Origin of the sequence: Nonomuraea mangrovi, from assembly GCF_042681425.1 — a bacterium.
Taxonomy (GTDB): domain Bacteria; phylum Actinomycetota; class Actinomycetes; order Streptosporangiales; family Streptosporangiaceae; genus Nonomuraea; species Nonomuraea mangrovi.
On the sequence record NZ_JBHUFV010000061.1, the window covers coordinates 770,592 to 794,566 of the forward strand.

Annotated in this window: 24 protein-coding genes; 14 read left to right on the forward strand and 10 right to left on the reverse strand. The window is 73.0% G+C overall.

Annotated features, from left to right (window positions below):
* Window positions 1-95: 95 nt before the first annotated feature.
* Entirely contained in the window at window positions 96-827 is a 732-nt protein-coding gene (locus tag ACFSKW_RS42565; protein ID WP_379580014.1) for an SRPBCC family protein, read from the forward strand.
* 323 nt (window positions 828-1,150) lie between these two features.
* Here the strand turns inward: ACFSKW_RS42565 and ACFSKW_RS42570 are convergent, their stop codons facing one another.
* The gene (locus tag ACFSKW_RS42570; RefSeq protein ID WP_379580016.1) at window positions 1,151-1,684 is read right to left on the reverse strand and encodes an NUDIX domain-containing protein; all 534 of its coding nucleotides are present in this window, start codon (window positions 1,682-1,684) and stop codon (window positions 1,151-1,153) included.
* Between the two features lie 289 nt (window positions 1,685-1,973).
* Between ACFSKW_RS42570 and ACFSKW_RS42575 the strand changes: the two genes are divergently transcribed.
* The 8 genes from ACFSKW_RS42575 (at window position 1,974) to ACFSKW_RS42610 (ending at window position 9,214) form a co-directional block, all read left to right on the forward strand.
* Window positions 1,974-2,603: an RNA polymerase sigma factor gene (locus ACFSKW_RS42575; protein WP_379580018.1), complete on the forward strand. Its 630-nt coding sequence runs from the start codon at window positions 1,974-1,976 to the stop codon at window positions 2,601-2,603.
* An 80-nt stretch (window positions 2,604-2,683) separates the two neighbouring features.
* The gene (locus tag ACFSKW_RS42580) at window positions 2,684-2,923 is read left to right on the forward strand and encodes an anti-sigma factor family protein (RefSeq protein ID WP_379580020.1); all 240 of its coding nucleotides are present in this window, start codon (window positions 2,684-2,686) and stop codon (window positions 2,921-2,923) included.
* Window positions 2,924-3,152: 229 nt separating this feature from the next.
* Window positions 3,153-4,376 carry an ergothioneine biosynthesis glutamate--cysteine ligase EgtA gene (egtA, locus tag ACFSKW_RS42585; protein ID WP_379580022.1) on the forward strand — a complete coding sequence of 408 codons (1,224 nt, stop codon included), beginning with the start codon at window positions 3,153-3,155 and terminating at the stop codon, window positions 4,374-4,376.
* 2 nt (window positions 4,377-4,378) lie between these two features.
* Window positions 4,379-5,671 carry an ergothioneine biosynthesis protein EgtB gene (gene egtB / locus ACFSKW_RS42590; RefSeq protein ID WP_379580024.1) on the forward strand — a complete coding sequence of 431 codons (1,293 nt, stop codon included), beginning with the start codon at window positions 4,379-4,381 and terminating at the stop codon, window positions 5,669-5,671.
* 1 nt (window position 5,672) lies between these two features.
* Complete coding sequence (gene egtC / locus ACFSKW_RS42595) at window positions 5,673-6,392, forward strand: ergothioneine biosynthesis protein EgtC (protein ID WP_379580026.1); 720 nt, start codon at window positions 5,673-5,675, stop codon at window positions 6,390-6,392.
* 19 nt (window positions 6,393-6,411) lie between these two features.
* Window positions 6,412-7,392: an L-histidine N(alpha)-methyltransferase gene (gene egtD, locus ACFSKW_RS42600; RefSeq protein WP_379580028.1), complete on the forward strand. Its 981-nt coding sequence runs from the start codon at window positions 6,412-6,414 to the stop codon at window positions 7,390-7,392.
* Window positions 7,393-7,415: 23 nt separating this feature from the next.
* Window positions 7,416-8,684: an ergothioneine biosynthesis PLP-dependent enzyme EgtE gene (gene egtE, locus ACFSKW_RS42605; RefSeq protein ID WP_379580029.1), complete on the forward strand. Its 1,269-nt coding sequence runs from the start codon at window positions 7,416-7,418 to the stop codon at window positions 8,682-8,684.
* 170 nt (window positions 8,685-8,854) lie between these two features.
* Window positions 8,855-9,214 carry a hypothetical protein gene (locus tag ACFSKW_RS42610; RefSeq protein WP_379580031.1) on the forward strand — a complete coding sequence of 120 codons (360 nt, stop codon included), beginning with the start codon at window positions 8,855-8,857 and terminating at the stop codon, window positions 9,212-9,214.
* Window positions 9,215-9,277: 63 nt separating this feature from the next.
* On the opposite strand, the gene ACFSKW_RS42615 is transcribed toward ACFSKW_RS42610, so the two are convergent.
* Complete coding sequence (locus ACFSKW_RS42615) at window positions 9,278-9,415, reverse strand: hypothetical protein (RefSeq protein ID WP_379580033.1); 138 nt, start codon at window positions 9,413-9,415, stop codon at window positions 9,278-9,280.
* A 431-nt stretch (window positions 9,416-9,846) separates the two neighbouring features.
* On the opposite strand from ACFSKW_RS42615, the gene ACFSKW_RS42620 reads away from it, so the two are divergent.
* The 3 genes from ACFSKW_RS42620 (at window position 9,847) to ACFSKW_RS42630 (ending at window position 13,130) form a co-directional block, all read left to right on the forward strand.
* Window positions 9,847-10,746 carry an aminoglycoside phosphotransferase family protein gene (locus tag ACFSKW_RS42620; RefSeq protein ID WP_379580035.1) on the forward strand — a complete coding sequence of 300 codons (900 nt, stop codon included), beginning with the start codon at window positions 9,847-9,849 and terminating at the stop codon, window positions 10,744-10,746.
* A 180-nt stretch (window positions 10,747-10,926) separates the two neighbouring features.
* Entirely contained in the window at window positions 10,927-12,630 is a 1,704-nt protein-coding gene (locus ACFSKW_RS42625) for a PHP domain-containing protein (RefSeq protein WP_379580037.1), read from the forward strand.
* A complete protein-coding gene (locus ACFSKW_RS42630) occupies window positions 12,627-13,130 on the forward strand; it encodes a hypothetical protein (protein WP_379580039.1) in 504 nt (167 codons plus the stop codon). Before ACFSKW_RS42625 ends, ACFSKW_RS42630 begins: the two co-directional genes overlap by 4 nt.
* A 121-nt stretch (window positions 13,131-13,251) precedes the next feature.
* On the opposite strand, the gene ACFSKW_RS42635 is transcribed toward ACFSKW_RS42630, so the two are convergent.
* From ACFSKW_RS42635 to ACFSKW_RS42660, 6 genes are all read right to left on the reverse strand, one after another.
* The gene (locus ACFSKW_RS42635) at window positions 13,252-13,590 is read right to left on the reverse strand and encodes a TraR/DksA family transcriptional regulator (RefSeq protein WP_379580041.1); all 339 of its coding nucleotides are present in this window, start codon (window positions 13,588-13,590) and stop codon (window positions 13,252-13,254) included.
* Window positions 13,591-13,624: 34 nt separating this feature from the next.
* Window positions 13,625-14,398 carry a rod shape-determining protein gene (locus tag ACFSKW_RS42640; RefSeq protein WP_379580043.1) on the reverse strand — a complete coding sequence of 258 codons (774 nt, stop codon included), beginning with the start codon at window positions 14,396-14,398 and terminating at the stop codon, window positions 13,625-13,627.
* Window positions 14,395-14,691 (reverse strand): hypothetical protein, encoded by a 297-nt coding sequence (locus ACFSKW_RS42645; RefSeq protein WP_379580044.1) that lies wholly within the window; start codon window positions 14,689-14,691, stop codon window positions 14,395-14,397. Before ACFSKW_RS42645 ends, ACFSKW_RS42640 begins: the two co-directional genes overlap by 4 nt.
* 131 nt (window positions 14,692-14,822) lie before the next feature.
* Complete coding sequence (locus tag ACFSKW_RS42650; protein ID WP_379580045.1) at window positions 14,823-15,179, reverse strand: hypothetical protein; 357 nt, start codon at window positions 15,177-15,179, stop codon at window positions 14,823-14,825.
* Between the two features lie 181 nt (window positions 15,180-15,360).
* Window positions 15,361-16,857, reverse strand: a complete 1,497-nt coding sequence (locus ACFSKW_RS42655) for an AAA family ATPase (RefSeq protein ID WP_379580047.1) — start codon at window positions 16,855-16,857, stop codon at window positions 15,361-15,363.
* A 167-nt stretch (window positions 16,858-17,024) separates the two neighbouring features.
* On the reverse strand, window positions 17,025-18,071 hold the full coding sequence (locus tag ACFSKW_RS42660) for a class I SAM-dependent methyltransferase (protein ID WP_379580048.1): 1,047 nt from the start codon (window positions 18,069-18,071) through the stop codon (window positions 17,025-17,027).
* Between the two features lie 147 nt (window positions 18,072-18,218).
* Here ACFSKW_RS42660 and ACFSKW_RS42665 point away from each other — a divergent pair, with 147 nt between their 5' ends.
* Complete coding sequence (locus ACFSKW_RS42665) at window positions 18,219-21,062, forward strand: AfsR/SARP family transcriptional regulator (RefSeq protein ID WP_379580050.1); 2,844 nt, start codon at window positions 18,219-18,221, stop codon at window positions 21,060-21,062.
* On the opposite strand, the gene ACFSKW_RS42670 is transcribed toward ACFSKW_RS42665, so the two are convergent.
* Together ACFSKW_RS42670 and ACFSKW_RS42675 are read right to left on the reverse strand one after the other, a co-directional pair.
* Window positions 21,049-21,819, reverse strand: a complete 771-nt coding sequence (locus tag ACFSKW_RS42670; RefSeq protein ID WP_379580052.1) for a PIG-L deacetylase family protein — start codon at window positions 21,817-21,819, stop codon at window positions 21,049-21,051. The genes ACFSKW_RS42665 and ACFSKW_RS42670 overlap by 14 nt on opposite strands.
* The gene (locus tag ACFSKW_RS42675; protein WP_379580054.1) at window positions 21,816-23,021 is read right to left on the reverse strand and encodes an MFS transporter; all 1,206 of its coding nucleotides are present in this window, start codon (window positions 23,019-23,021) and stop codon (window positions 21,816-21,818) included. The genes ACFSKW_RS42670 and ACFSKW_RS42675 overlap by 4 nt, the downstream gene beginning before the upstream one ends.
* A 128-nt stretch (window positions 23,022-23,149) precedes the next feature.
* Here ACFSKW_RS42675 and ACFSKW_RS42680 point away from each other — a divergent pair, with 128 nt between their 5' ends.
* A complete protein-coding gene (locus tag ACFSKW_RS42680) occupies window positions 23,150-23,974 on the forward strand; it encodes a hypothetical protein (RefSeq protein WP_379580055.1) in 825 nt (274 codons plus the stop codon).
* Window position 23,975 lies beyond the last annotated feature (1 nt).

Consider the following 23,975-nt stretch of genomic DNA (forward strand, 5'->3'; position numbering starts at 1 on the left):
CTACGGGGTGGTTTCGGTGAGAGCATCGAGACACTGGCCGGCGTGAGGGAGCGGCCATCCGACGTCGCCGTCCATCCGAGTACGAGGGAAGCCCGATGACTCACCCGTTCGAACTGAGCCAGGAGATCGAACTCGACGCCACTCCTGAGCAGGTCTGGGACGCGATCGCGACCGGGCCGGGCGTCGACTCGTGGTTCATGGGACGCACCGAGCTCGGCACGTCCGTCGGCGCTCCCGCAGGTCTCACGATGATGGGCCACACCGAGCGGTCCACGATCACCGCCTACGAGCCGGGCGCACGCCTCGCCACCCGCGGAGAGGAGGCCCCCGACGGGCGGTTCATGGCGCTCGAGTATCTGATCGAGGGACGCGGCGGCGGCACGACCGTGCTGCGGCTCGTGCAGAGCGGCATGCTCGGCGACGACTGGGAGACCGAGTTCGAGGCGATGAAGGCCGGCTGGCCCATCTACCTGGAGACCCTCAAGCAGTACCTCACGTACTTCGCCGGCCGTACCCCGTCGGTCGCCACGGTCGTCCGGCCGGGAGCGGGCGGCCCTGACACCGTCTGGAAGATCGTCACGGAGTCGCTGGGCGTCACGCCCGACGTCGGCGAGGGCGACGGCGTCCGGCTCCCGGACGGCTCCTCCGGGGTCGTCTACTACGCGAACCTGCCCGTCAACCTGGGCGTCCGGACGGACGAGGGTCTGTACCGTTTCATCCACTCCGGTACCGCCCGCGGAGACGCCCTCGTGCTCGGCCACCAGAACTTCGCCGATCACGACGAGCAGGCCGCGTGGGACGCCTGGGCGGCCGAGCGCTTCGGCTGACGCGCCGACCCGATCAGCGGCGACGGTCGGGGCGGCGTCCACCGGGTGGTGGCAGGCAGTGCGGCCGGACCTGCCCACGAGCGCGGCAGGACGCCCGCAGGCAGCCGGCCAGGCGTGCCGGCCACGCGAGGCAGCCTGGGGAAGCCGGCCAGGCGAGGCAGCCTGGGGAGCGGGCACGGGCGGCGGCCTGGGGAAGGCGGCCTGGGGAAGCCGGCCAGGCGAGGCAGCCTGGGGAGCGGGCACGGGCGGCGGCCTGGGGAAGGCGGCCTGGGGAAGCCGGCCAGGCGAGGCAGCCTGGGGAGCGGGCACGGGCGGCGGCTTGCCTAATGTGACGCGCGGGCCTGCAGGAGGTCGGTCAGGAAGTGCAGCAGGGCGGCCGACGTGGTCGCCGAGGTGATGGCCTGCTCCTCGATCAGTTGCCGGACGCCCAGCATCGGCAACCACTCGGCCCGCCCGTCCTCCTGGCCACCGGCCGGCGCGGTGCCGGAGGACGCCTGGTGGGCGACGAAGATCAGGTGGTCGCAGTCGGCGACGTCCTCGGCGGGACGGACCCGCATCAACGGCAGCAGCGGCCCAGGCCGCCAGCCGGTCTGTTCCTCCACGTGACGGGCCGCGGCCGCCTCTGGCTCCTCGCCCTCGCCGATCTCGCCGAGCGGGATCTCCCAACCCCACGTGTCGGTGACGAGATGGTGCCGCCACAGGAGCAGGACGCGCCCGCCATGGAGGACCACCGCTCCAGCGGCGCGAGGCATGCGGACGAAGGGTCGCTCGACATGCCCGCCGTCGGTCAGCGCGACGTCCACGACGCGAAGATCGACCCCGTTGGCCGCGTAGAGCAGCCTTTCCGACCGTCGCATGGGATGCTCCTCACCGATTCGCCGGGACCTGCTCTCCGAGACCACGCACCGAGGCGGACGCCTCCCACTCCGAGCCCACGCGCCGAGGCGGACGCCTCCCAAGACCACGCACCGAGGCGGACGCCTCCCTCTCCGAGAATACGCACAAGGTGCTCGCACCCGCCCGGGAGGGAAGAACGTCGGTGGGAGAGATTAGCCTGGGCTGTGTCGTCCTGCCGCGGGCGACGCCGGGCTTCGGCTCGGCCCCAGGTGATGGATGTCCCAGCGTTCGACCGGGGGGGAAGCGATCGTGGGGTCTTTCGCGGGCGGAGGGCTGCCCCCGGATGACGTCGTCGTCACGGCCCTGCGCGCGGGCGATGAGGCGATGTTCGCGGTGCTGCTGGACACCTGGTCAGGGGGCTTGCTTCGGGTGGCCAGGTCCTATGTGTCCACCGACCACTCGGCGGAGGAGGTCGTCCAGGACACGTGGCTGGCGGTGATCGGCGGGATCGACTGCTTCGAGGGTCGTTCCTCGGTCAAGACGTGGGTGTACCGGATCCTGGTCAACACCGCGAAGAAGCGGGGCGTGCGCGAGAGCCGTACGCTGCCGTGGAGCGCCTTCGAGCAGGACGGCGGGTCCGCGGGCCTGGGCCCCGTGCCACCGGGCGGCTGGAAGGAGGTCCCGGCGGCGTGGCCGACGCCCGAGGGCGAGGCGCTGGCCTCGGAGGTGCGCGAGCTGATCGCCGAGGCCCTGACCAGGCTGCCTCCTCGGCAGCGGATCGTGATCACCCTGCGCGACGTCGAGGGGTGCACCTCCGACGAGGTGTGCGAGATCCTGGAGATCTCGGCGGCCAACCAGCGGGTCCTGCTGCATCGCGCCCGTGCCACGGTGCGCGACCGGCTGGCGGACTATTTCGAGTTCGTGAAGCAGCCAGAATAATTTCGCGTGCTCTTTCCTGCCGTGGAGGAGCCACAATAAGTGAAACGGTTCATCTCCATGCGGTAAGGGGCGGTCACGTCGTGAAGCGGTTCACCTGCGACGAACTGGTGGAAGTCATCACCGCCTACCTTGAGGACGCCCTCGACCGGTCGGCGCGCGACGGCATGCGGGCGCATCTGGCCCGCTGCGAGGGATGCGAGCGCTACGTCGAGCAGTTCCGGGCGACCATCGGCGTGCTCGGCGACCCGCCTCCGGAGAAGCTGCAGGCCGACGTGCGCGACCGGCTCATGTCCTCCTTCCGCGAGCGGCAGCGGTCGTAGGCGAGGCCCCTTCCCCTCGGGTGGCCTCACAGCCGACCGCCACACCGAACTCCGCCGCACCCCGAACCGGGTCGCCTCACAGCCGACCGCCACACCGAACTCCGCCGCACCCCGAACCGGGTCGCCTCACAGCCGACCGCCGCGCCGAACTCCGCCGCACCCGAATCCGTCTGTAACGCTCGCGCGGTTCGCGGGTCTGTAGACCTATGCGCCGTGCGAAGGGGACACGATGACGGGGCTGACCGCCGAGGGCACGCCGCTGCGGGAGGCCTCGGAGGTGGCGGAGTTCGCGCGCCGCTGCTTCCGTCCCGCCGCGGCGGACCGCGTGGGCGTCGAGCTGGAGTTCCTGGTTTTCGACCGTGCGGCGACGGCCGGCCACGTGCCGCTGGCCCGCGTCGAGCGTGCGCTGCCCGCGCTGCCGGGCGGCAGCCGCGTGACGTTCGAGCCGGGCGGCCAGCTCGAGCTGTCCGGCCCGCCCGGCCCGCTGCGTGACGCGATCGCTCTCCTGTCCGCCGACGTAACCGCCGTGCGCGAGGCCCTCCGCGCGGCGGGGCTGGCGCTGGCTGGGGTCGGCCTCGACCCGGTACGGCCGGCCTTCCGCCAGCTGCGCCTGCCCCGCTACGAGGCGATGGCCGAGTTCCTCGGCGTGCCGTACGGGCCGCTGATGATGTGCTCGACCGCGTCGATCCAGGTCAACCTGGACCTGGGCGCGCGGCCGGCGACCCGCTGGGAACGGGCGCACGCGTTCGGGCCCGTGCTGATGGCCGCCTTCGCCAACTCGCCGCTGAGCGGCGGCAGGCCGTGCGGCTGGATGTCGGGCCGCCAGGCCGTATGGGACCACCTCGACCGCACCAGGACCTCGCTCGTGCCCACCTCGGGCGATCCTGCCGCGGACTGGGCCGAGTACCTGCTGGACGCCCGGCTCATGCTGGTGCGGGAGGACGAGGAACGCTATCGCCCGATCCGCGACGGCTCGACGTTCCGCGACTGGCTCGACGCCGACGGCGAGCGGCGGCCCACAGCCGAGGATCTTCTCTATCACGCCACGACGCTCTTCCCCCCGGTGCGCCCCAGGGGCTGGCTCGAGATCCGCTACCTCGACGCCCAGCATCCGGCGACCTGGCCGGTCTGCGTGGCCGTGACCCACGCCCTCGTCACCGACGACCGGGCGGCCGACGCGGCGCTGGCCGCCATGGAGCCGCTCCTGTGCCGGCAGCTGTGGGAGGTGGCGGCGCGGTGCGGGCTGGCCGACCCGCGCCTTCACCGGGCCGCCGAGGCGTGCTTCCGCGCCGCGTTGGAGGCGCTGCCTCGCCTCGGCGTGACGAACGGCCTGGTCGCCGAGGTGGCCGCGTTCGCCGACCGACATGTGACGACCGGCCGCTCCCCCGCGGCCGACCTGATGGCTCCGATGTCGAAAGGGCGCGTTCCGACCTGGCTGAACGACGAGGGATGAGGATGAACGACTTCAAGGAACGTATCGCGGCCGAGCTCATCGCGGTGCGCGACCGCTCGCTCGCCTACACGGAGGCGGACGACGACCTGCTGGTCCGCCAGCACTCGCCGCTGATGTCTCCGCTGGTGTGGGACCTGGCGCACGTGGGCAACTACGAGGAGCTCTGGGTGCTGCGCGAGGCGGCCGGCATCGACCCGCTGCGCCCCGAGATCGACGACATCTACGACGCGTTCAAGACTCCGCGCAAGGACCGCCCGAGCCTGCCCATCCTGGGCCCGGCCGAGGCCCGCCGCTACATCGAGGGCGTGCGCGGGCGCGTGCTCGACGTCCTCGACACGATCGAGCTGGACGGTCCCGACCCGCTGCACCGCGACGGCTTCGTGTTCGGCCTGGTGATCCAGCACGAGCACCAGCACGACGAGACCATGCTCGCCACGCTGCAGCTGTCCGGGCAGGTCGGCCTGGTGCGCGACGGCGACCTGCCGCCGGGCCGGAGCGAGGGCCCCGAAGAGGTGTTCGTGCCCGCCGGCCCCTTCCTCATGGGCACCGGCACCCTGCCCTGGGCGTATGACAACGAACGGCCCGCCCACCGGGTGGACCTGCCCGCGTACTGGATCGACCGGCTCCCCGTCGGCAACCGGGCCTACGCGGCGTTCATCGAGGACGGCGGCTACGACGACGCCCGCTGGTGGTCCGCGGAGGGCCGGCAGTGGAAGCAGCGGAGCGGCGCCTTCGCCCCCCTGTTCTGGGTCAGGGACGGCGACGCCTGGTGGCGCACCCGCTTCGGCCGTACCGAACCCGTCCCGATGGACGAGCCGGTCCAGCACGTGTCCTGGTACGAGGCCGACGCCTACGCGCGCTGGGCGGGCAAGCGGCTGCCCACCGAGGCCGAATGGGAGAAGGCCTGCGGCTGGGACCCGGGGACCGGCACGGCGCGCCGGTACCCGTGGGGCGAGGAGGCCCCGGCCGCTGAGCGGGCCAACCTGGGCCACCGCGCCTCCCACCCCGCCCCGCTGGGCGCCTACCCGGCCGGGGCCAGCGCGTACGGGGCCGAGCAGATGGTGGGAGACGTGTGGGAGTGGACCGGCTCCTGGTTCCAGCCTTACGACGGCTTCCGCAGCTTCCCGTACAAGGAGTACAGCGAGGTGTTCTTCGGCGAGCAGTACCGGGTGCTGCGCGGCGGCTCGTGGGCGGCCGACCCTGCGGCGGTGCGGACCACGTTCAGGAACTGGGACTACCCGATCCGCAGGCAGATCTTCACCGGCTTCCGCTGCGCCCGTTCGGAGCTGGTCTGAGGTGTGCAGGCACGCCGCGTGGCTGGGCGCCGCCCGCCCGCTCACCTGGCTCATCCACGAACCCGAGTACGGCCTGCTCAAGCAGTCGTACGCACCACGGCGCCAGCGCGCAGGCCTGGTCAACGCCGACGGGTACGGCATGGGCTGGTACGCCCCCGGGCGTGCCGAGCCCGTGCGGTACCGCCGTGCCGTGCCCATCTGGACCGACGCCAACCTGCCCGCGCTCGCGCAGGTCGCCCGCTCGACCTGCCTGCTGGCGGCCGTGCGCTCGGCCACCGTGGGCATGCCGATCGAGGAGAGCGCCACGGCGCCGTTCACCGACCGCGGGTGGCTGCTCAGCCACAACGGGCGCGTCATCAGGGACGCGCTGCGCGATCTCGCCGACGATCTGCCCGACCGGGCGGAGAGCGCGTGCGACGCCGCCTGGGTGGCCGCCGCCGTGTTCCTGCGCGGGCGCGCAGGATTCGGCCTGGGCGAGGCCATGGCCGAGGTCGTCGTCCGCGCCGGGGAGAAGGACCCCGTCGCCCGCCTGAACCTGCTCGCCTGCGACGGCGCGTCGATCGCCGCGACCGTCTGGGGCGACACGCTCTTCTACCACCGACTCCACGACGGCGTGCTCGTGGCCAGCGAACCGCTCGACGACCGGCCCGGATGGCAGGCCGTTCCCGAGCGCAGCCTGCTGACGGCCACCCGCGACGACGTATGCGTCCAGCCGTTGTGATCTCACCTCAGGAGGCCCCGTGTTCGTCAGCCTGCCGACCGTGCATGTGATCAACCATCTCGACCGCGACTACCTGCGCCAGTCGCTCGAACACGACGTCAGGACCGGGCTGACGTCGTCGCCCAAGTGGCTGCCGCCCAAGTGGTTCTACGACGCCGCAGGCAGCGAGCTGTTCTCCCGCATCACCCGTCTGCCGGAGTACTACCCGACCCGGCGCGAGCTGGCCATCCTGCGGGCGCGTGCCGCCGAACTGGCTGCGGCTTCCGGTGCGGACACGCTGGTCGAGCTGGGCTCGGGCACCAGCGAGAAGACCGTCCTGCTGCTGGAGGCGCTCGCCGCGGCGGGCACGCTGCGCACCTACACGCCGGTGGACGTCGACGCGGTCACCCTCGAATCGGCCGCACGGCGACTCGCCGAGCGCTTCCCCGGGCTGGCCGTCACGCCGGTGTGCGCCGACTTCGAGCGGCATCTGGCGTTGCTGCCGCGCGCCGGGCGGCGGATGGTGGCCTTCCTCGGCGGCACGATCGGGAACCTCGAGCCGGTCGCCCGCGAGGTGTTCATGAAGGAGCTGCGGGCCACGCTCCGGCCAGGCGACACGTTCCTGCTCGGAGCGGACCTGGTGAAGGACACCGGGCGGCTGGTGGCGGCCTACGACGACGCGGCGGGGGTGACGGCCGCCTTCAACAGGAACGTGCTGCGGGTGATCAACCGGGAGCTCGGCGCGGACTTCGAGCCGGAGGCGTTCGGGCACGTGGCGCTGTACGACGCGCGCCACGACTGGATCGAGATGCGGCTGCGGGCGAACCGGGACATGCGCGTACGGATCGGCGGGCTCGGGCTGGCCGTGGACTTCGCTCAGGGAGAGGAGATGCGCACCGAGATCAGCGCCAAGTTCCGGCCGGAGGGGTTGCGGGAGGAGCTCGCCGCCGCGGGGTTCGAGGTGCGCCGCCGCTACACCGATCCCGCGGGGGACTTCGCGCTGGTCCTGGCCGAGGCGTGAGCGCCGGAGCCGGTTCCTCGCGCATGGAGCGAGCGGAGCGGCACACCGGGCAGGCCGAGCGGCACACCGGGCCGGCGGCACGGGCCGCCGGGGCGTGGCGGGGTGCGCGGAGCGTGGTCCCGCCCGGGTATCTCGACGCGGCCGGCTGCAACGTGCCCAGTGACCGGGTGCTCGACGCGGTCATGGCGCACCTGCGGCTGGAACGGGAGCGCGGCGGCTACGCGGCCGTCCCGGACCTCACCACGCCGAAGGCGGCCCTGGCCGCGCTGGTCGGCGCCGGCCCCGGGGACGTGGCGTTCCTGGAGAGCGGGACGGCGGCGATGGCGGCGCTGCTGGGCGGGTGGCGCCTCGCGCAGGGCAGCCGGGTCGGCCACGCGCGCACCGAGTACGGCGGCACGCTGATGCTGCTGCGCCACCTCGCGGTCCTGCGCGGCTGGAGTCTCGTCGAACTGCCCGTGGACGGCGACGCGCGCCTCGACCTGGACGGCCTGCGAGCCGGTCTGGTGGCGGGCCTGGACCTGGTGGTCGTCTCTCATATCGGCTCCCATCGCGGCGTCGTGCAGCCGGCGAGCGAGATCGGGACGCTGTGCCGCGCGGCGCAGGTCCCGCTCGTGCTGGACGTCTGCCAGTCGCTCGGGCACGTGGAGGTACGCGGCGCGGGCGCGAGCGCGTACGTGGGCACCTCCCGCAAGTGGCTGGCGGGGCCGCGCGGCGTCGGCTTCCTGATCGTGCCCGGCCCCACGACCGCCATGGACGCCGCGGCGCCCACCCTCGGCGGGCACGTCTGGAACGGACCGTCGCCATCGGGCAGTGAGCACACCCTGCCGGTGCCGCTGCCCGGCGCCGCCCGATACGAGAGTTCGGAGGGGGCGATCGCGGCCAGGGTCGGCCTCGGTGTGGCCGTCCTCGAGCACCACGCGCTCGGCCCGTCAGGGGTCCACGAGCACCTGGCCGACCTGGGCCGCACGGCCCGCGACCTGCTCGACGGGGCCGGGGGCTGGCGCGTGGCCGAACCGCTCGACGAGCCGTCCGCCCTGGTCACGCTCACGCCCCCGCCGGGCGACACGGCCGAGAACGCCGCTGCCAGGGCCGCCGCGGCGTCCCTTCTGGTCAGCGTCGTGCCGACCGGCAGGGCGCCGCTGGACCTGCGCGAACCCGTGCTGCGGGTCTCCCCGCCGCCTGGCACTCCCCCGGAGACCCTGCACGCCCTGGCCCGCGTCCTCGCCGGTGAGCGCCGAGAACCGTCTCACGCCGAACAACCCGCGCGCTCACGAATCAGGCCACAGAGATGACCTCGGCGGACCAGCCGCGGCCAACGAAGGGCCGGTGCGGGCGAGCCGAGGAGCCGCCCCGGCCGTCACAGCGTCACGCGGGTCGCCCTGGCCCGTCGAAGGCGAGCCAAACCTCCTCTGAGTCATGTTTGGCGGTGACTCTTGGCGGTACCTCGCATGTAGGGGGAACCATGAAGAAAATCGTCGTCGCCGGGCTCGGGATGGTGGCCGCTCTCGGACTGTTCTCAGGCTCCGCCCGAGGCGGGACGGACCAACGGCACGAGGTGAGCGAGCAGCAGTACCAGATCCTGATCGGTCAGTGCCGGTACGCGGACACGCCGAGCGCCCGGGCCCAGTGCCGCTCACAGGTCAGGAAGCAGTACCGCGTCGGGAAGGCCGACCCCGCACTGGACTGCCGCACCTACTCCGGCGTGACCGTGTGCGGCGAGCTGAGGCTGGGCCCGGCCGAGCGCGCATGTGTCAAGGACTCCGTCTCGAAGGGGCTGACCTTCCGCCGGGCCGAAGTCGAATGCTACGCCTGGAAGAGCTGACGCCGACCGACGTGATCTTCATCCCTGAGCGTCCGGTGGCCGCGGAGCGGTGATGCGACGTGATCACGTTCCGCCGGCGGCCGGAGTCCGGTCTTCCGGCACGTCACCGGCCAGGAGCAGCACGCCCAGCTGTTTCCTCTGCTCAGGCGTCAGCCGTACCGGCCAGACGGCGGGCAGCACGAGGACGTCGCCGTTGGGCATGGCGACGAGGTCAACAGGAAGCGGAGGGGAAGCAATCACAGTGCGCTTACTCTCGCACGTCAGAACGCTTTACGAGAGGCCTTCACATCTTCCGGGAGGTCTTGGCGCTCCAGGAACTTGCGGAGAGCGGTCCACCGCCGATCACCCGTGCCGTCCGCCCCGGCCCGAACGCCGTCGGGACCATCACGCCGGCGCCGTTTCACCGGTGTTCGTAGCGATCCGAAGTTGATCAGTAGGTTTTGCTGCCATACGCACCCCCTCGTCGCCCTCCTGGCCGGCGCGCCGTTCGGCCCGCCCCTCACCGGGACCGCGCACGCGACCCGCCGGGACCTCGGCCGACCACCAGCAGGGGCGCGCAACGAGGCTGTTGGCGGCGGTCCCGCCGCGAAAACGCCGACGGCGACGGGCCTGGGCGGCCGTAGGGTACCGGGATGATCGAGATACCTGAGGGATTCGCGCGTGACACCGTCGACCGTGAAGGAGAGCCGGGCAAGGTCTGGATCGCGTCCCTGGCCGACCTGGCCGAAGGCCTGCTGGCCCGGTGGGGCTGCACACTCGCAGGACCCGTCATGCACGGGCAGGTCGGGGTCGTCCTGCCGGTACGGCGGAGCGACGGCACGCCCGCCGTCGTGAAGATCTCCTTCCCGCATCCAGGCAACGTTCACGAGCCCGCCGCGTTCGCGGCATGGGGCGGGCGCGGCGCCGTGCGGCTGTACGAGCGGGACGACGCGGTCTTCGCCATGCTGCTGGAGCGGGCCGGACGGCGAACCCTGGCCGATCTCGACGACGTCGACGCGGCCGTCACCGCCGCCGGGCGGCTGGCCAGGCGGCTGGCCGTACCGGCACCGCCCGGGCTGCCGCGGTTGAGCGAGCGGGCCGGGGAATGGGAGGAGGAACTGCGCAAGGACGCCGAGCTGCTGGGGCGGCCCCTACCGGCACATGTGCTGGACGCCGCGATCGCGACGGTCCGTGACCTCGGCCGCGACCAGCCCGACACCCTCGTCCACGGCGATCTGCACTACGCGAACGTGCTCCAGGCCGGTCGCGAACCCTGGCTGGCCATCGACGCGAAGGGGTATGTCGGCGACCCCGCCTACGATGCCATCACCTTGCTGCGCGGCCGCTTCGAGGACCTGCTCGCGGCCGATGACCTGCGGGCCGCCGTACTGCGCCGCCTGGACCTCTTCGCCGACGCCGCGGAGGTGGACCGCGAGCGGGCTCGCCGCTGGACGCAGGCCCGCGCCGTGACGGCCGCTCACTGGGGCCGCCTCCACGGTGACCCCGAGTGGGTGGTCATGGCGACCGAGCACCTGGCCGGGCTCCTCACCTGACACGGGCGGCCGCCCCGCACGCCGTCCGGCCGCGTCGGCCCCGCGCACGCCCGAAATCTCCTGTTCGCGGCGGCGTCGCGATCCGAAAACGTGCCGTTCCTCATGCTCCGTGAGATTGGTCCGGGCGTCTCCGTCTCTCAGACGGAGCAACACATGGGCTATCGCTCAAAGGGAGCACACATGGGCCACGGCCACCCCCACCACCACCATGGCCCCGATCAGGGTGGAACCGGTACGGACGTTCCCCCGGCACTCGACCTTTCCGTCCCGGACAGCGAGCTGTCCCCTGCCGACTCCTCCCGCCGCGGATTCCTCCGCCGTACCGGCCTGCTCGGCGCCGGCGCCGCGGCGACGGTCCTGTCGGCCCCGGATCCGGCGCACGCGCGGACATCGAGTGGCGACGGCGGCAGGGACCGCGGCGAGAAGGGCGGGTTCCTGTGGCTCGCCGGCGACCACCACATCCACACCCAGTACAGCTCGGACGGCCAGTACCGGGTCGTGGACCAGGCCAGGCACGCGCAGGCCTATGGGCTGGACTGGATGGTCGTCACCGACCACGGCAGCGCCGCGCACGCGAAGATCGGGGTGGAGAAGGTCAACCCGGACATCGTCGCCGCCCGCGAGCAGCTCAAGGACCTGCTGATCTACCAGGGCCTGGAGTGGAACATCCCGGCCGCCGAGCACGCCACCGTCTTCGTCCACCCCGGGCGCGACGAGGTGGCGGTGCTCAAGGAGTTCGAGAACGCCTACGACGGCTCCGTCAGGGGCGCCGGCGACTCGACGCCGGCCAACGAGGCGCTCGCCGTCGCCGGCATCAGGTTCCTCGGCGAGCAGGTGCGCAAACGCCGCATCGACGGCGCGCTCTTCCTGGCCAACCACCCGGCGCGGCGTGGGATCGACTCGCCGCACGAGGTGCGCGGCTGGCGCGACGCCGACCCCACCGTGGCGATCGGTATGGAGGGCGCCCCCGGCCACCAGGCCGCCGGCCTGCCACGGGCGAGCGCAGGTCGGGCCCGCGGCTACTACGACAACAACCCGTCCGCCGCGTCGTTTCCCGGCTACCCGCTGGAGAGCTACCGCACCTGGGGAGGCTTCGACTGGATGACCGCCACCGTGGGCGGGCTCTGGGACAGCCTCCTCGCCGAGGGCAAGGCGTGGTGGATCAGCGCCAACTCCGACTCGCACGTCAACTACCTGGACACCTCCCAGCGCGGCCCTGGCGGCGCCTTCGACCTCAACGGCAAGCACAACGACCCGGTGTACGGGCCGCTCCTCACCGAGGCCGGCGACTACTGGCCTGGCCAGTACAGCCGCACCCACGTCGGGGCGAACGCGTTCAGCTACCGCGCGGTGATGGACGGGCTGCGGGCCGGCCGGGTCTGGGTCGACCACGGCGGCCTGATCAGCGGGCTCGACGTCCGCGCCAGGCAGGCCGGGGACCGGCGCAGGCGCTCCGGCACCCCGCTGGGCGGCGTCATGCGGGTGAAGCGCGGCACGAGCGTGGAGGTGACCATCGACATCGACCTGGCCACGACGCCGAACTGGTCACAGTTCGTGCCGACGCTGGCCAGGGTCGACGTGATCACCGGCATGGTGACAGGGCCGGTCACCGACCCCGACACCTTCACCGCCCCGACCGCCCGCGTGGCCAAGTCGTTCGAGGTCGGCGGCGCCACCGGGCGCGTCTCCTTCACCTACTCCTTCGGGCCGGTCGGCGAGCCGTTCTACTTCCGGATCCGCGGCACGGACGGCAAGCGCAGCGCGCCCGGTCTGATGGGCGCCGGCGTCGACCCTGCAGGACCGGCGCTGGATGTCGCCGGCGCCGCCGACCCATGGCAGGACCTGTGGTTCTACGCCAACCCGATCTGGGTCCTGCCGAGTTGATCGGGCTCAGCCTCGGGCACGCCACCGACCGGGACGCCGAGCACTGGCTGCGCGAGATCGTGCGGCCGCTCGGTCTCCCCGGCCTGATCGCCTGCACGCACCTGGTGCAGGAGCCGTACCCGCACGTGGCGATCAGCCTGGCCGCCGCCGGACGGTCGCCGACCGGCCTTCCTGCCCCGGCGCCGGAGCTGCGGGACGCGGCCGGGCACGCAGCCGCCGAGCACGCCGCCCGCCGGTCCGGCAGGGCGGTGTTCTTCCCGGGCGTGGAGAGGCTGACCGGCACCCTGACCGTCGGCGAGGTGACCGCGGTGAGTGCCATCCAGCGTGTGACCCTGCTCGGCGGCCCGCCACCCGAGCCGGGCACGGAGCTCGAGACCCGCGACTTCGTTCGCCCGCTCTGGCAGGACGGCCTGCTGACGCTGGTCACGGTGCCGGTGGCAGGGGGGCGTGTGGCCCCCTTCGAGGTGCCGGACCCGACCCCCTGCTGCGCTGATCACTGACGACCGTCTCACGACGGCTCGGAAGAAGCGGAGGGCGGCGCCTGTGCCCCTGCCTTCGGCGGGACGGGCACAGGCGCGGCCGGTCAACGGACCTCGTGCGGGCGACGGCAGGGCACGCGCCTCAGCGGGCCTCGTGCAGGCGGCGGCAGGGCATGCAGTGCCGGGTCAGCGGCCGGATCTTCAGTCGCTCGAACGGGATGGCCTCACCGCAGCCGGCGCACCGGCCGTAGGACCGGTCGGACAGCCGCTCCAGGCACAGGTGGATCTCGGTGATGCTCCGCTCGGTCGCGGCCAGGTCGGCGAGCACCCCTTGCAGGGAGCCGTCACCGTTCTCGACGCTCTCCGCCAGCGCCCTGAGCTCGTCGAGCCTGGACGCGCGCCACATGAGCTGCCCCTGGAGGTCCTCATGGATGGCCTGGACCTGGACGTCGCTGAGCCGGACGTCGTCGTACTGAGTCATATGTGTTCCTTCTACGAGTCGAGTGGGACGGCGCTCACGCCGTCGGCAGGGCCACCAGCGCCGCGAGCGGCGAGAGGCAGAGGCGGGCCAGGCCCCTGACCGTGGCGTGCGCCGGTTCGGGCGCGGAGCTCACCGTGAGGCCGAGCCGGGAGCAGAGTCGCGCGGCCAGCCGCGGCCGGCAGGCTCCGCCGCCGGTGAGCAGCAGGCCACGCTCTCGCGCGCTCGCCCGCTGCTCCGACGGCAGCCTGGCCAGCAGTTCGGCTGTCATCGCCGTGACCCGGTCCTGGACGTGCAGTGGCAGGACGGGCTGCGTCTGTGCGGGTACCTGCAGGGCGACCGCGTCGGCCACCGCGGCGTCGCGGATGACCACGACCTCGATGATGCCCGCGCCGATGTCCAGGAGGAGCTGCGGGCGCGGGTCGGTGACGTCCAGTCCACAGCCGACGGCGGCGGCCAGCGGCTCCTCGACCACCGCCACCGGGCAGCCTGCCGCCCGGTGTACCGCCTCTGCCGCCGCGGCTCGTTCCGCGGGCGAGGCGCTCACCGGGACGCCGAGCAGCACCCTGCGAAGGGGCCGCTCGGCGTCCACCATCACGGGGCGCAGCGCCCTGCGCACCAGGCGGGCGCAGGTCGCGGTGTCCGCCACCATGCCGTGCCTGACCGGCCAGCGGGTCTCGTCCTGCGACGTCACACTGGCGGGCTGGTCGATGATCACGGGGTGGCCGAGGGCCACGGCCCTGATCCGGGCCGTGCCGAGGTCGACGGCGGCATGCCCCTCCAGCCATGAAGCCCGGCCGTTGATGGTCATGCCGCCTTCCCCGTGCGCTCGCAGCCGCTGCACCACTGCTGCTGCGGGTCCCGCAGCAGGCGGGCGAACGGGATGAGGGCGCCGCAGCGGCGGCAGGTGCCGTACGCGCCGCGGTCCATCCGATCGAGGGCGGCCTCGACGGCGGCGACCCGCCGCGCGGCCGGACCCGCGGTCGCGGCGCGGCCGAGCTCGGCGCGGGCCGCGACCAGACGCTCCTCCAGCACCTCGCGCAGCTCGTCGAGCTGGGCGAGGTGGCGGCTGTAGTCCTGCATGAACGTGTGCACTGAAGCCATGACGGCATCGCTCCTGGTATGAGGAATCCAGCGGTCGCCCGCGGCAGGCGGGCAGGCCGAGAAGTCCCCTGTGTCCGGGCGCGCCTCGGCGCCGGGACCGCCTCTCAGGGCAAGGGGAAAGGAGAGATCGTCTAGACCAGGGGCGGGCTGCGCGAGCCCGCGGTGCGATGCCCGGGTTGCTGGGGCCCGATGATGGCGGCTGAGCCTGCCGGCGGCCAGGCGAGATCAGGCGTCTCGGGAGCGGCCTCGCTCCTGTGGCCGGCCGGCCACAGGCGGTGCAGGTGTTCGGGGATCCTGACCGACGGCGGCGGCAGGGTGGACAGCATCGAGACCTCGGAGCCGGGGGTCACCACGTCGGTGGCGGATGACTGCCGGCCGTGAACGTCTCCAGCCCATGTGGGGGTGCAGGCGACCATGGCCAGGGCAAGCAGGAGCAGGCCCACCGCGGCCGTCAAGGCAGCGGAGCCTCGATTGCCCCAGGTCACCATGAGGCCGACCATAGCCCACTTTCACGACAAGGGCACGGGCACGATGCCGGGACCCCGATCAAGGGCGCGCTCCGCGACGCCGTCAGGACCGCCAGGCGGCGCTCGGCCTGGCGGACGCCACGTCCCTCAGGTCCTTGCGGAAGGAGAGGATGCCGCTCCACGGGGTCTGCCGGGCGACCTTTCAGTGTTCGTCGAATCTGACGGACACGGTACCGGCGTAGCCGCCGGGCGCGATGCCGGGGACGGGTCCGGGGAACATCGCCAGGTCGTCGTCGTCCTCCGTCTCGTGGACCCGCTCTCCGGAGCCGAGCAACGCCCTGGTCAGCGCCTCCCGCTCGTCGAGCATCCCGTCCAGAGCCCGGCCGAGGTGCTCGCCGGTGAGCGCGGTGACCGACTCGGTGTCGTGGAGGGCGGTGAGCACCGCCCGGCGCAGCAGTTCCTTGAAGAACGACGCGGTCGCGCCCTCGGTCCTGGCCACGATCGGCTCCAGGTCGGCCTCCAGCCGCATGTCGCGCGCGTACAGGCGGAGCAGCGCGGCCCGGCCGGCCGCGTCGGGCTTGGGGATCCGCACGGCCAGGTCCACCCGTCCTGGGCGGTCGGCCAGGGCCCGCTCCAGCACGTCGGCGCGGTTGGTCGTGAGCACGAACGTGACGTCGGCGTCGGCTCCCACCCCGTCCATCGCGTCGAGCAGCGCGAACAGCAGGGGGTTGCCGTCGTCGGTGTAGGAGCGGTCGCGCGCGACGAGGTCGACGTCCTCCAGGATGACGATCGCCGGTTGCAGCCGCCTGGCCAGGCCCGCCGCCTGGGAGACGTACCTGATCGCCGAGCCGGTCATCACGATCACGGTGCAGTCGCGCATCCGGCCCATCAGGTAGCGGACGGTGTGGGTCTTTCCTGTGCCGGGCGGGCCGTGCAGCAGCAGGCCGCGCTTGAGGTGCTGGCCGTGCTCGCGCAGCCGTACGGCGTGCTCCCCGATGTCGACGATGTGCCGCTCGATCGTCGCCAGCACGCCGTCCGGCAGGATGACCTGGTCGGCGGACAGGTCAGGCCGGGGCAGGAACGACACCAGGTCGTTGCCGCGGTGCTCGCTCCACTCGAACGACAGGACCTGCCCCCGGTAGACGTCGTGCTCGCGCATGCGCCGCTCGATCTCGTCGCGGGTGCGCGTGGCGGTCGACCGGTCCGTGGCCAGCACCACGACGGTGCACTGCGGGGACATGTGCTCCTGCGGGCCCCGCAGCCCGATCACCACCGGCGCGCCTTCGGGCGAGCGGGCGAGGATCAGGCCGAGCGAGATGACCTCGGTGCTCTCGTCGGGCCCCACCGCCGCCGTGGCGTAGTCGACCGCGCCTGGCTCGAAGCGCTCCCAGCCGCGCGCCGCGCTGGCCAGCATGTTGACGAAGTCCTCGTGCTCGCGGCCCTGCCCTGCGATGCCGAACCACTCGGCCTCCGGGCCGTGCGCCTCCAGGTAGGCGTCCACGCCGCGCTGGAGGTTGACGTGTTCCCATGCGGGAAAACCCGCGACCACGTTGACGATGTTCTTGAGCTCGCACCCGAGGTGGCCGGTGACCCGTGCCACCAGTTCGGGTGTCTCCCTCGCCTGGTCAATCTCACGATGCGCGTCCTTCAAGAGCCCTTCGAGAGCCCGCGCCAGCCCCCTGGCGTCGCTGAGATCCATGGACCTCACAGTGGCAGAACTCATGCGGACATTCCTGCTGATTAGTCTGCACCGCTCGGCCATGCGGGACCGGTACGGCCGACGGCCGGGTCGCGCGGGTGCCGCTCGCCTGCGAGGAGGCGGTCAAGGCGGCGGTCGTGGAGAGACCACGGCCGCCGCCCGCCGTCTCACGGCCGGATCTCGTAGACCACGTTGAACGGAGTCTGGGCGGCCCGCCGGAACCGGGTGAAGCCCGCGCCCGTGATCACCTCGCGGATCGCCGCCTCACCGGCCTGCGCGCCCAGCGCGTGGCCGCCCGGCTGGGACAGGCCGTTGGGAACGCAGAGGAACGTGGAGGCGCTGTAGTACAGCCGCCCCAACGGGGTGAAGTTCTCCTCGACCTTGTCGGAGGCGAACGGCTCCACCAGCAGCCACGTGCCGTCAGGGGCCAGCGCTTCCCGCACCCGCCGGGCGGCCCCGAGCGGGTCGCCCAGATCGTGCAGGCAGTCGAACATCGTCACCAGGTCATAGTCCGTGCCTGTGAAGGTCTGCGCGGTGGACACCTCGAAGCTGACCCGGTCGGTGAGCCCGGCCTCCGCGGCCCGCTTGCGTGCCAGCGTGATCGAGTCGCCGTGGTAGTCGGAGCCCAGGACCGTGGTACGCGGATACGCCTCGGCCAGGAGCGTCGACGAGGAGCCGAGACCACAGCCCACATCGGCGACCCGAGCCCCTCTGGTGAGCTTGGCCTCGACCCCGTCCAGCGCCGGGATCCAGCTCGGGATCAGCTCGGCCGCGTAGCCGGGCCGGAAGAACGCGTCGCACCCGACGAACACGTCCTCGTCGTGCTCGTGCCAGCCGACACCGGCGCCGGTACGGAACGCCTCGGTGATGCGCGGTTCGGCGCGCAGCATGCCCAGGGCGATGAGGAACGCCGCCGGCACGTTGGGGCCGTTGGGATCGGCCAGGCAGAACGCCTGCTCCTCGGTCAGCGCGAACCGGCCGGTCTCCGGATCGTAGGTGACGTACCCGCCGGCGGCCTGTCCGCGCAGCCACTCGGTGAGGTAGCGCGGGTGGCACCCGGTGCGCTCGGCGAACTGCCCGGGCGTCGCGGGACCCTTCGCCAGCGCGCGGTAGAGGCCGAGCCGGTGGCCGATCACGACCGAGCCCGCGGCGTCCGTCGCCGCCAGGTCGCTCACGAACCGGCCCAGGAACTCGTTCACCTTCTCGTGGTCCATCACTGGTCTCCTTCCTGCGGGACCGGCTCGTGCCGGTCACAACAGAAAGGGTCGGCGCGCCGCCTTTCACGGCCCTCTCACGGGCTATCGTCGTCCTAACAGGCTGAGTTCTTCCTCGTCAGGGGCATGCTGGACACGGGGGGTGCCATGACAGTCGGGCGCCTGCCGCCGTCGGTCAGGGTGGAGGTGCTCGGACCGCTGCGGCTGCTTGTCGACGGCGTGGCCGTGGACGTGGCAGGTCCGAAGCGGCGTGCGGTGCTGGCGCTGCTCGCGCTCGCCGAGGGCCGGACCGTGACGGTCGATCACCTCGTGGACGCGCTGTGGCCGTCGGAGGTGCCCGAATCGGGGCGTCAGGCCCTGCACAACCACGTGTCCCGGCTGCGCGGGCACCTCGGACCCGCGGCGGCCAGGCTCGAGACGCGGCAGGACGGCTATCGGCTCGCGCTCGAGCGCGACGAGCTGGACGTGGCACAGGCGCGGGCGTCGCTCGCGGAGGCGCGTGCGACGGCGTCGCGGGACCCGGCCGGCGCGTTCTCTCTGCTGCGCGAGGCGCACGGGCTGTGGCGAGGGCCGGTTCTCGCCGACCTCACCGACATCGTGCCCATCGCCACCGCGGTCGAGGAGTACGCGCAACTGCGCCGCGAGATGACCGACGCGCTGATCGCCGGCGCCGTCGCCGCAGGGCGGGCGGAGGAGATCCTGGGCCTGGCCGCCGCGTCATCAGCCGCCGACCCCCTGCGGGAGCCCGCGGTGCTCCTGCTCATGCGGGCGCTGGCGGCGACCGGGCAGGCGCCGGAGGCGCTGCGCATCGGGCGCGAGTACCGCCGCAGGCTGGTCGACGAGACCGGCCTGGACCCATCAGCCGCCCTGGGCGAGCTCGAACGCGACATCGTCGGGGGCGCCGCAGGCCCGGCGGCCGGCCGGCCCGAGGTGCCTGCCCGGCCGACCACGCGGCTGATCGGCCGCGAGTCGCAGGTCTCCGCCCTGCACGGGCTGCTGGCGGCCGAGCGCCTGGTCACGCTCGTCGGGCCCGGCGGCGTCGGCAAGACCAGGGTCGCCCTGGAGGTCGCGCGGCAGAAAGGCACGGCGACGGTACTGCTGGCCGCACCGGTCACCGATCCCGCCGCCATCCCGCACGCGCTGGCGGCGGCCCTGAACCTGAAGGTCGACCACGGCGACGTTCTGTCCGCCTGCGTCGCCCTGCTGGCCGACCACCCCGGCCTGTTGGTGATCGACAACTGCGAGCACCTGCTCGACGGTTTCCGGGACACGGTCGACGTGATCCTCTCCTCGTGTCCTGGCATCTCCATGCTGGCGACCAGCCGCGAACCTCTCGGCCTGGCGGCCGAACACGTCTCACGGCTGGCGCCGCTGCCGCTGCCGCACCCCGATCAGGACCCCTCCCTGGCACCGTCCGTGGCGCTCTTCCTGGACCGCGCCCGCCGGGTGCGCCCCGGTCCCCCACCGACGCCGGAGGCCCTGCGTACGGTCGCCGACATCGTGAAGCGCCTCGACGGGATGCCGCTGGCCATCGAGCTCGCCGCCGGCCGGCTGTCCACGTTCTCCCTCGCCGATCTGCGCGGACGCCTGGACCGCTCGCTCGACCTGCTCGGCGGCGGCACGCCGAGCGTGGACGCCCGGCACCGGACGCTGCGCGCGACCATCGAATGGTCGTACCGGCTCCTCACGGAGGACGAGCGACGCCTGTTCCGGCAGCTGTCGGTGTTCGCCGACGGCGTCGACCTCGACACCGCCGAGCGGCTCGCCGACGGCCTCGGCCTGGCGAGTGATCCAGGAAGCGCCCTGGCCCGGCTCGTCGACGCCTCCATGATCGAGGCCTCCTTCGAGGGGGCCACCCGGTACCGCATGCTGGAGACGCTGAGAGCGTTCGGGCTGGACCGGCTCACGGCGACCGGCGAGGACAGGACCGCGGCCGAGCGCATGCTGCGCTGGGCCGTCGAGCTCAGCACCTGGATCGGCGACGCCATGACCACCGAGCGGGAGCCCGAGGCCGACGCCGTCCTGCGCCGCGAGCTGCCGAACCTGCGCGCCGCGTGGCGGCTGGCCCGCAACCAGGGGGCGCTGGACGACGCCGCGGCGATGGTCGTCGCGCTGTACAACGCGGTCGCCTACCGGGACCTCATCGAGATCCGCGACTGGGCGGAGGAACTGGCCGACGACCCGGCACTCGACGCCTGCCCGCACGCGAGCGCCGTGCTCGGAACCGCGGCGGAAGCCGCCTACCACCGCGGCGACTTCCACAAGGCCGACCGGCTGGCCCGTACCGGGCTGGAGAAGGCGACCGGTGACGCCGGGTCGTGGCACTGCCTGTCGGCGCTGTCGGTGACCGATCTGGCGCGTGGCGCCTACGACGACGTGGTCGAGCATTCCCTCGCCGCGGCCGTTCTCGCCGGGCCGCAGCGGGAGAATCTCGGCATCGCCGCCCTGGCGAGGGCCTACGCGGGCGATCTGGACGCGGCGCGAAGGCTGAACGACCGGGGAAGGACCGGGGCGGTGTCACCTTCGATGATCTCGTTCTGTGCCTACGTCGCCGGGGAGATCGAGAGCCGCGCCGACAACGGCGAGCCGGCTGAACGGCATTACGTGCGTGCCATCGACCTGGCCCGCACCTCGGGCGCGACCTTTCTCGTCGGCGTCGCGACCGTGGGGCTGCTGTCGGTGCGCGCCGGCGCCGGCCGCGTCCATGAGGCGCTGGGCGGATATCGCGACGTCGTCGAGTACTTCGCCCGCAGCGGCAACTGGACTCACCTGTGGGTCACCCTGCGTAACCTCGCCGATCTGCTGCGCGCGCTCGGCGACGACGAGCCGGCGGCGCTGATCGACGCCGCGGCCGCCCAGGCTCCCGACGCGCCCGCCGTCGACGGCCGCCGCTCCGGCACTCCCGCGGCTCCGGCGGCGCCGGTCCCGGGACGCGTCGCCGTCCTCGAGGTGGCCAGGCAGGCGATCACGCGGAACCTCACCAGGCCGTGACAGGCGGTGAGGGCCGCTCGGCGGCCCCCGGACGCCGCGGCCGCTCGACGAACGACTCGTCGCCGACCCATGCCGTGAAACGGTCGACGCCCATCCCGGCGATGAGCTCGCGCGTCTGCGTCTCCTGCGCCGCCAGGGCGAGGACCTTGCGGGCCGCCGTCTCCGCGTCCAAGGCGAGGTCGACCGCCAGCCGGTGAGCGGGTGTCACGATCGGGTGTCCCGGAGGGAAGATGCCCAGGCTCTCGTGGAGCGCGCTCCAGCGCGACGCCCGCCGTTCCTCGAATGTGGCGTACAGCAGCCGCGCCCCTGGCGGCGCGGCGCGGTCGAACGCCGCGGTGGTCCAGGCCGAGACCGCCTGATGGTCCGGGTGACCGGTGATGCCGTCCGGGCCGAAGGTGAGCACGGTGTCAGGCCGTACCCGATCGATGGCCTCGCACAGCCTCGCCACCGCGTCGGACACGCGGACCTCCGCGCAGCGCCCGTCCCGGTAGTCGAGCCAGTGATGCTCGTGGACTCCGAGGATCTCCAGGCAGCGCGCCAGCTCGCCGGTGCGTGCCGTGGCCAGCCGCTGCGGCGGACACTCCGCCGGGTGGGCCGTGCCGCACTCGCCGCGGGTGGCGGTCACGCACACCACCCGCGATCCACGGTCGCGAGCCAGCGCCATCAAACCGCCGGACAGGTAGGCCTCGTCGTCCGGATGGGCCCAGATCCCCAGGATGGAGCCCAGCCCGGCGACACCGGACGTGGATGTGATCATTGGCGTACCTCCCTGACAAGGGTCCCGTGTACGGCCAGCCCCGCGCCGCAGCAGGCGACGGCGATCATCCACAGCCGGCCGGCCCCTGCGGCGTCGACCACGAGGCCACCGAACGACGCGCCCGCCGCCGATCCGAGGTGGATCGCGGAGCTGTTCAGGGCGAGCAGCAACGGCGCAGGCCCCGCCCTCAGGCCGATCAGGCGGTGCTGCTGCGCGGGAACGAACCCCCAGGCCGCGATCCCCCACCCGACCATGACCGCCAGCGACCCGGCCACCGTCGTCGCGATGTGGGGCAGCGCCGCGAAGCCGGCGGCCAGCCCGGCCACCGCAGGGACCACCACACGGCGAGGACCGCTCCGGTCGGCCACGGTCCCGCCCCACCAGGTCCCCACCATGCCCCCGATTCCGAACGCCCCGATGAAGAGCCCGAGCCCGAGCGGCCCGGCCGCGGCGGCCAGCAGCGACGGAAGGTAGGTGTACATGCTGTACGAGGCGGTCATCACCAGGACGGTCACGCCGAGTGCCGCGGCGACGGCAGGGCAACGCATCGGGCGCAGCCGTTCCCGCACCGTCGCGCGCAGCGGCGGGCCCGAGCCTGCGCGGGTGAGCAGCAGGCCGATGACGGTGGCCGCCGCGAGCGCGGCGACCAGCGCGAACGCCGCGCGCCACGAGAGCCTCGACGCCAGCAGCACGCCCAGCGGAGCACCCAGCGTCAGGGCCGCTGACGCGCCGCCCACGATCACGCCCAGCGCGCGACCGCGGTGGCTCTCCGGCACGGCGGCGACGGCCGCGGCCCCGGCGGCCGGCACGTAGACCGACGCGGCGAGCGCTCCCAGCACCCGGGCGGCCAGCAGCGCCGGAAGCGTCGGCGCCACCGCCGACAGCACGCTGAACGTCCCGAACAGCACCGCTGAGCCGAGCAGCACGTGTCGCAGCGGCCGCGCCCCCAGGAGGGCGCTGAGCAGCACCGCGCCCGTCGCATACGTCAGCGCGAACGCCGTCACCGTCAGCCCCGCGGTGCCGGCGGTGACGCCGAGGTCGTGCGCGATCCCGTTGAGTATCCCGGCCACGACGAACATGTCGGTGCCGATCGCGAACGCGCCGATCGCCAGTGCCGCGACGGAAGGCCACCCGCGCCGGCCCCGGTCCCGCACGCGGACCGTCCGGTCCAGCACCGCGGTGCCGGCCATGTCGTCGTCCATCACGCTCTCCCTCCGTGGCAGTCCGATCCTCGGCGCACGGCCTCGCAGCCCACTAACGCGGCGCTGTCACGCTTTTGAGTAGAGGGGTACTCATTGCCCGGACGGACAGACTGGGTCATGATCACGGCATGCGAGCGGGGCGTGGTGGGTGGCGGGTGCGGGCGGTGGCCTTCGCCCTGGTGCTGGCCGGCGGCTGTTCCAGCGCGGAGTTGCCGCAGACGGGGCCGCAGGCGGGAGCGCAGGGTGACGGCCCGGGGCAGGTGGTCGAGACGACGGCGTCCGGGTCGGGGCCGGGGTCGGGGTCGGGAAGCGGCGACGATGACGTGGTCACGCCCGAGTCAGGTGGACGGCGTTACACGCTGAACTCCGGCCCGACGCTCGACAGCGACTTCAGCGCACCTCACGGCCAGAACGACGACGGCGCGCTGTGCCTGTCCGTCTCCGGTGGCGGGCAGGGGGAGGTCAAGGTGACGCGCGTGAGCTTCCAGCCCGCGGCATCCGGTGTCTTCGACTTCGTCGAGTGGGACTGCGCGACCGCCCCTGCGGCCTTCCCCTGCGAGGGGTCGGTGCTGGCGGGCGGGAAGGCGTGCGCGTTCAGGATCTCGGGCCAGGGCGGCGTCATGGTCCGCGCACGCGTGGTACTCCATCTGGAGCAGCGGTGCACTGGCAGGGACTCCCCCGCCTGCAGCCGGCTTCCCGGATCCGTGACGCCCTCGGCCGACCGCCCCGTCACCGTCGCCTGGCCGTCCACGTTCGGCGTGCGCTACTGCCCGCCGACCTTCGGGCCTGGGCACGTCACGGAGAAGGAGTGTGAGGGCCCACCGCGGATCGGCAATCCCGACGAGTCGCCCACGGCCCAGCCGCCCACGGACGAGGCCACCCCATCCCCCACGGACGAGCCGACCGTGGAGCCGACCGCCGAGCCGACCGCCGACCCGACGGTGGAGGAGTGAG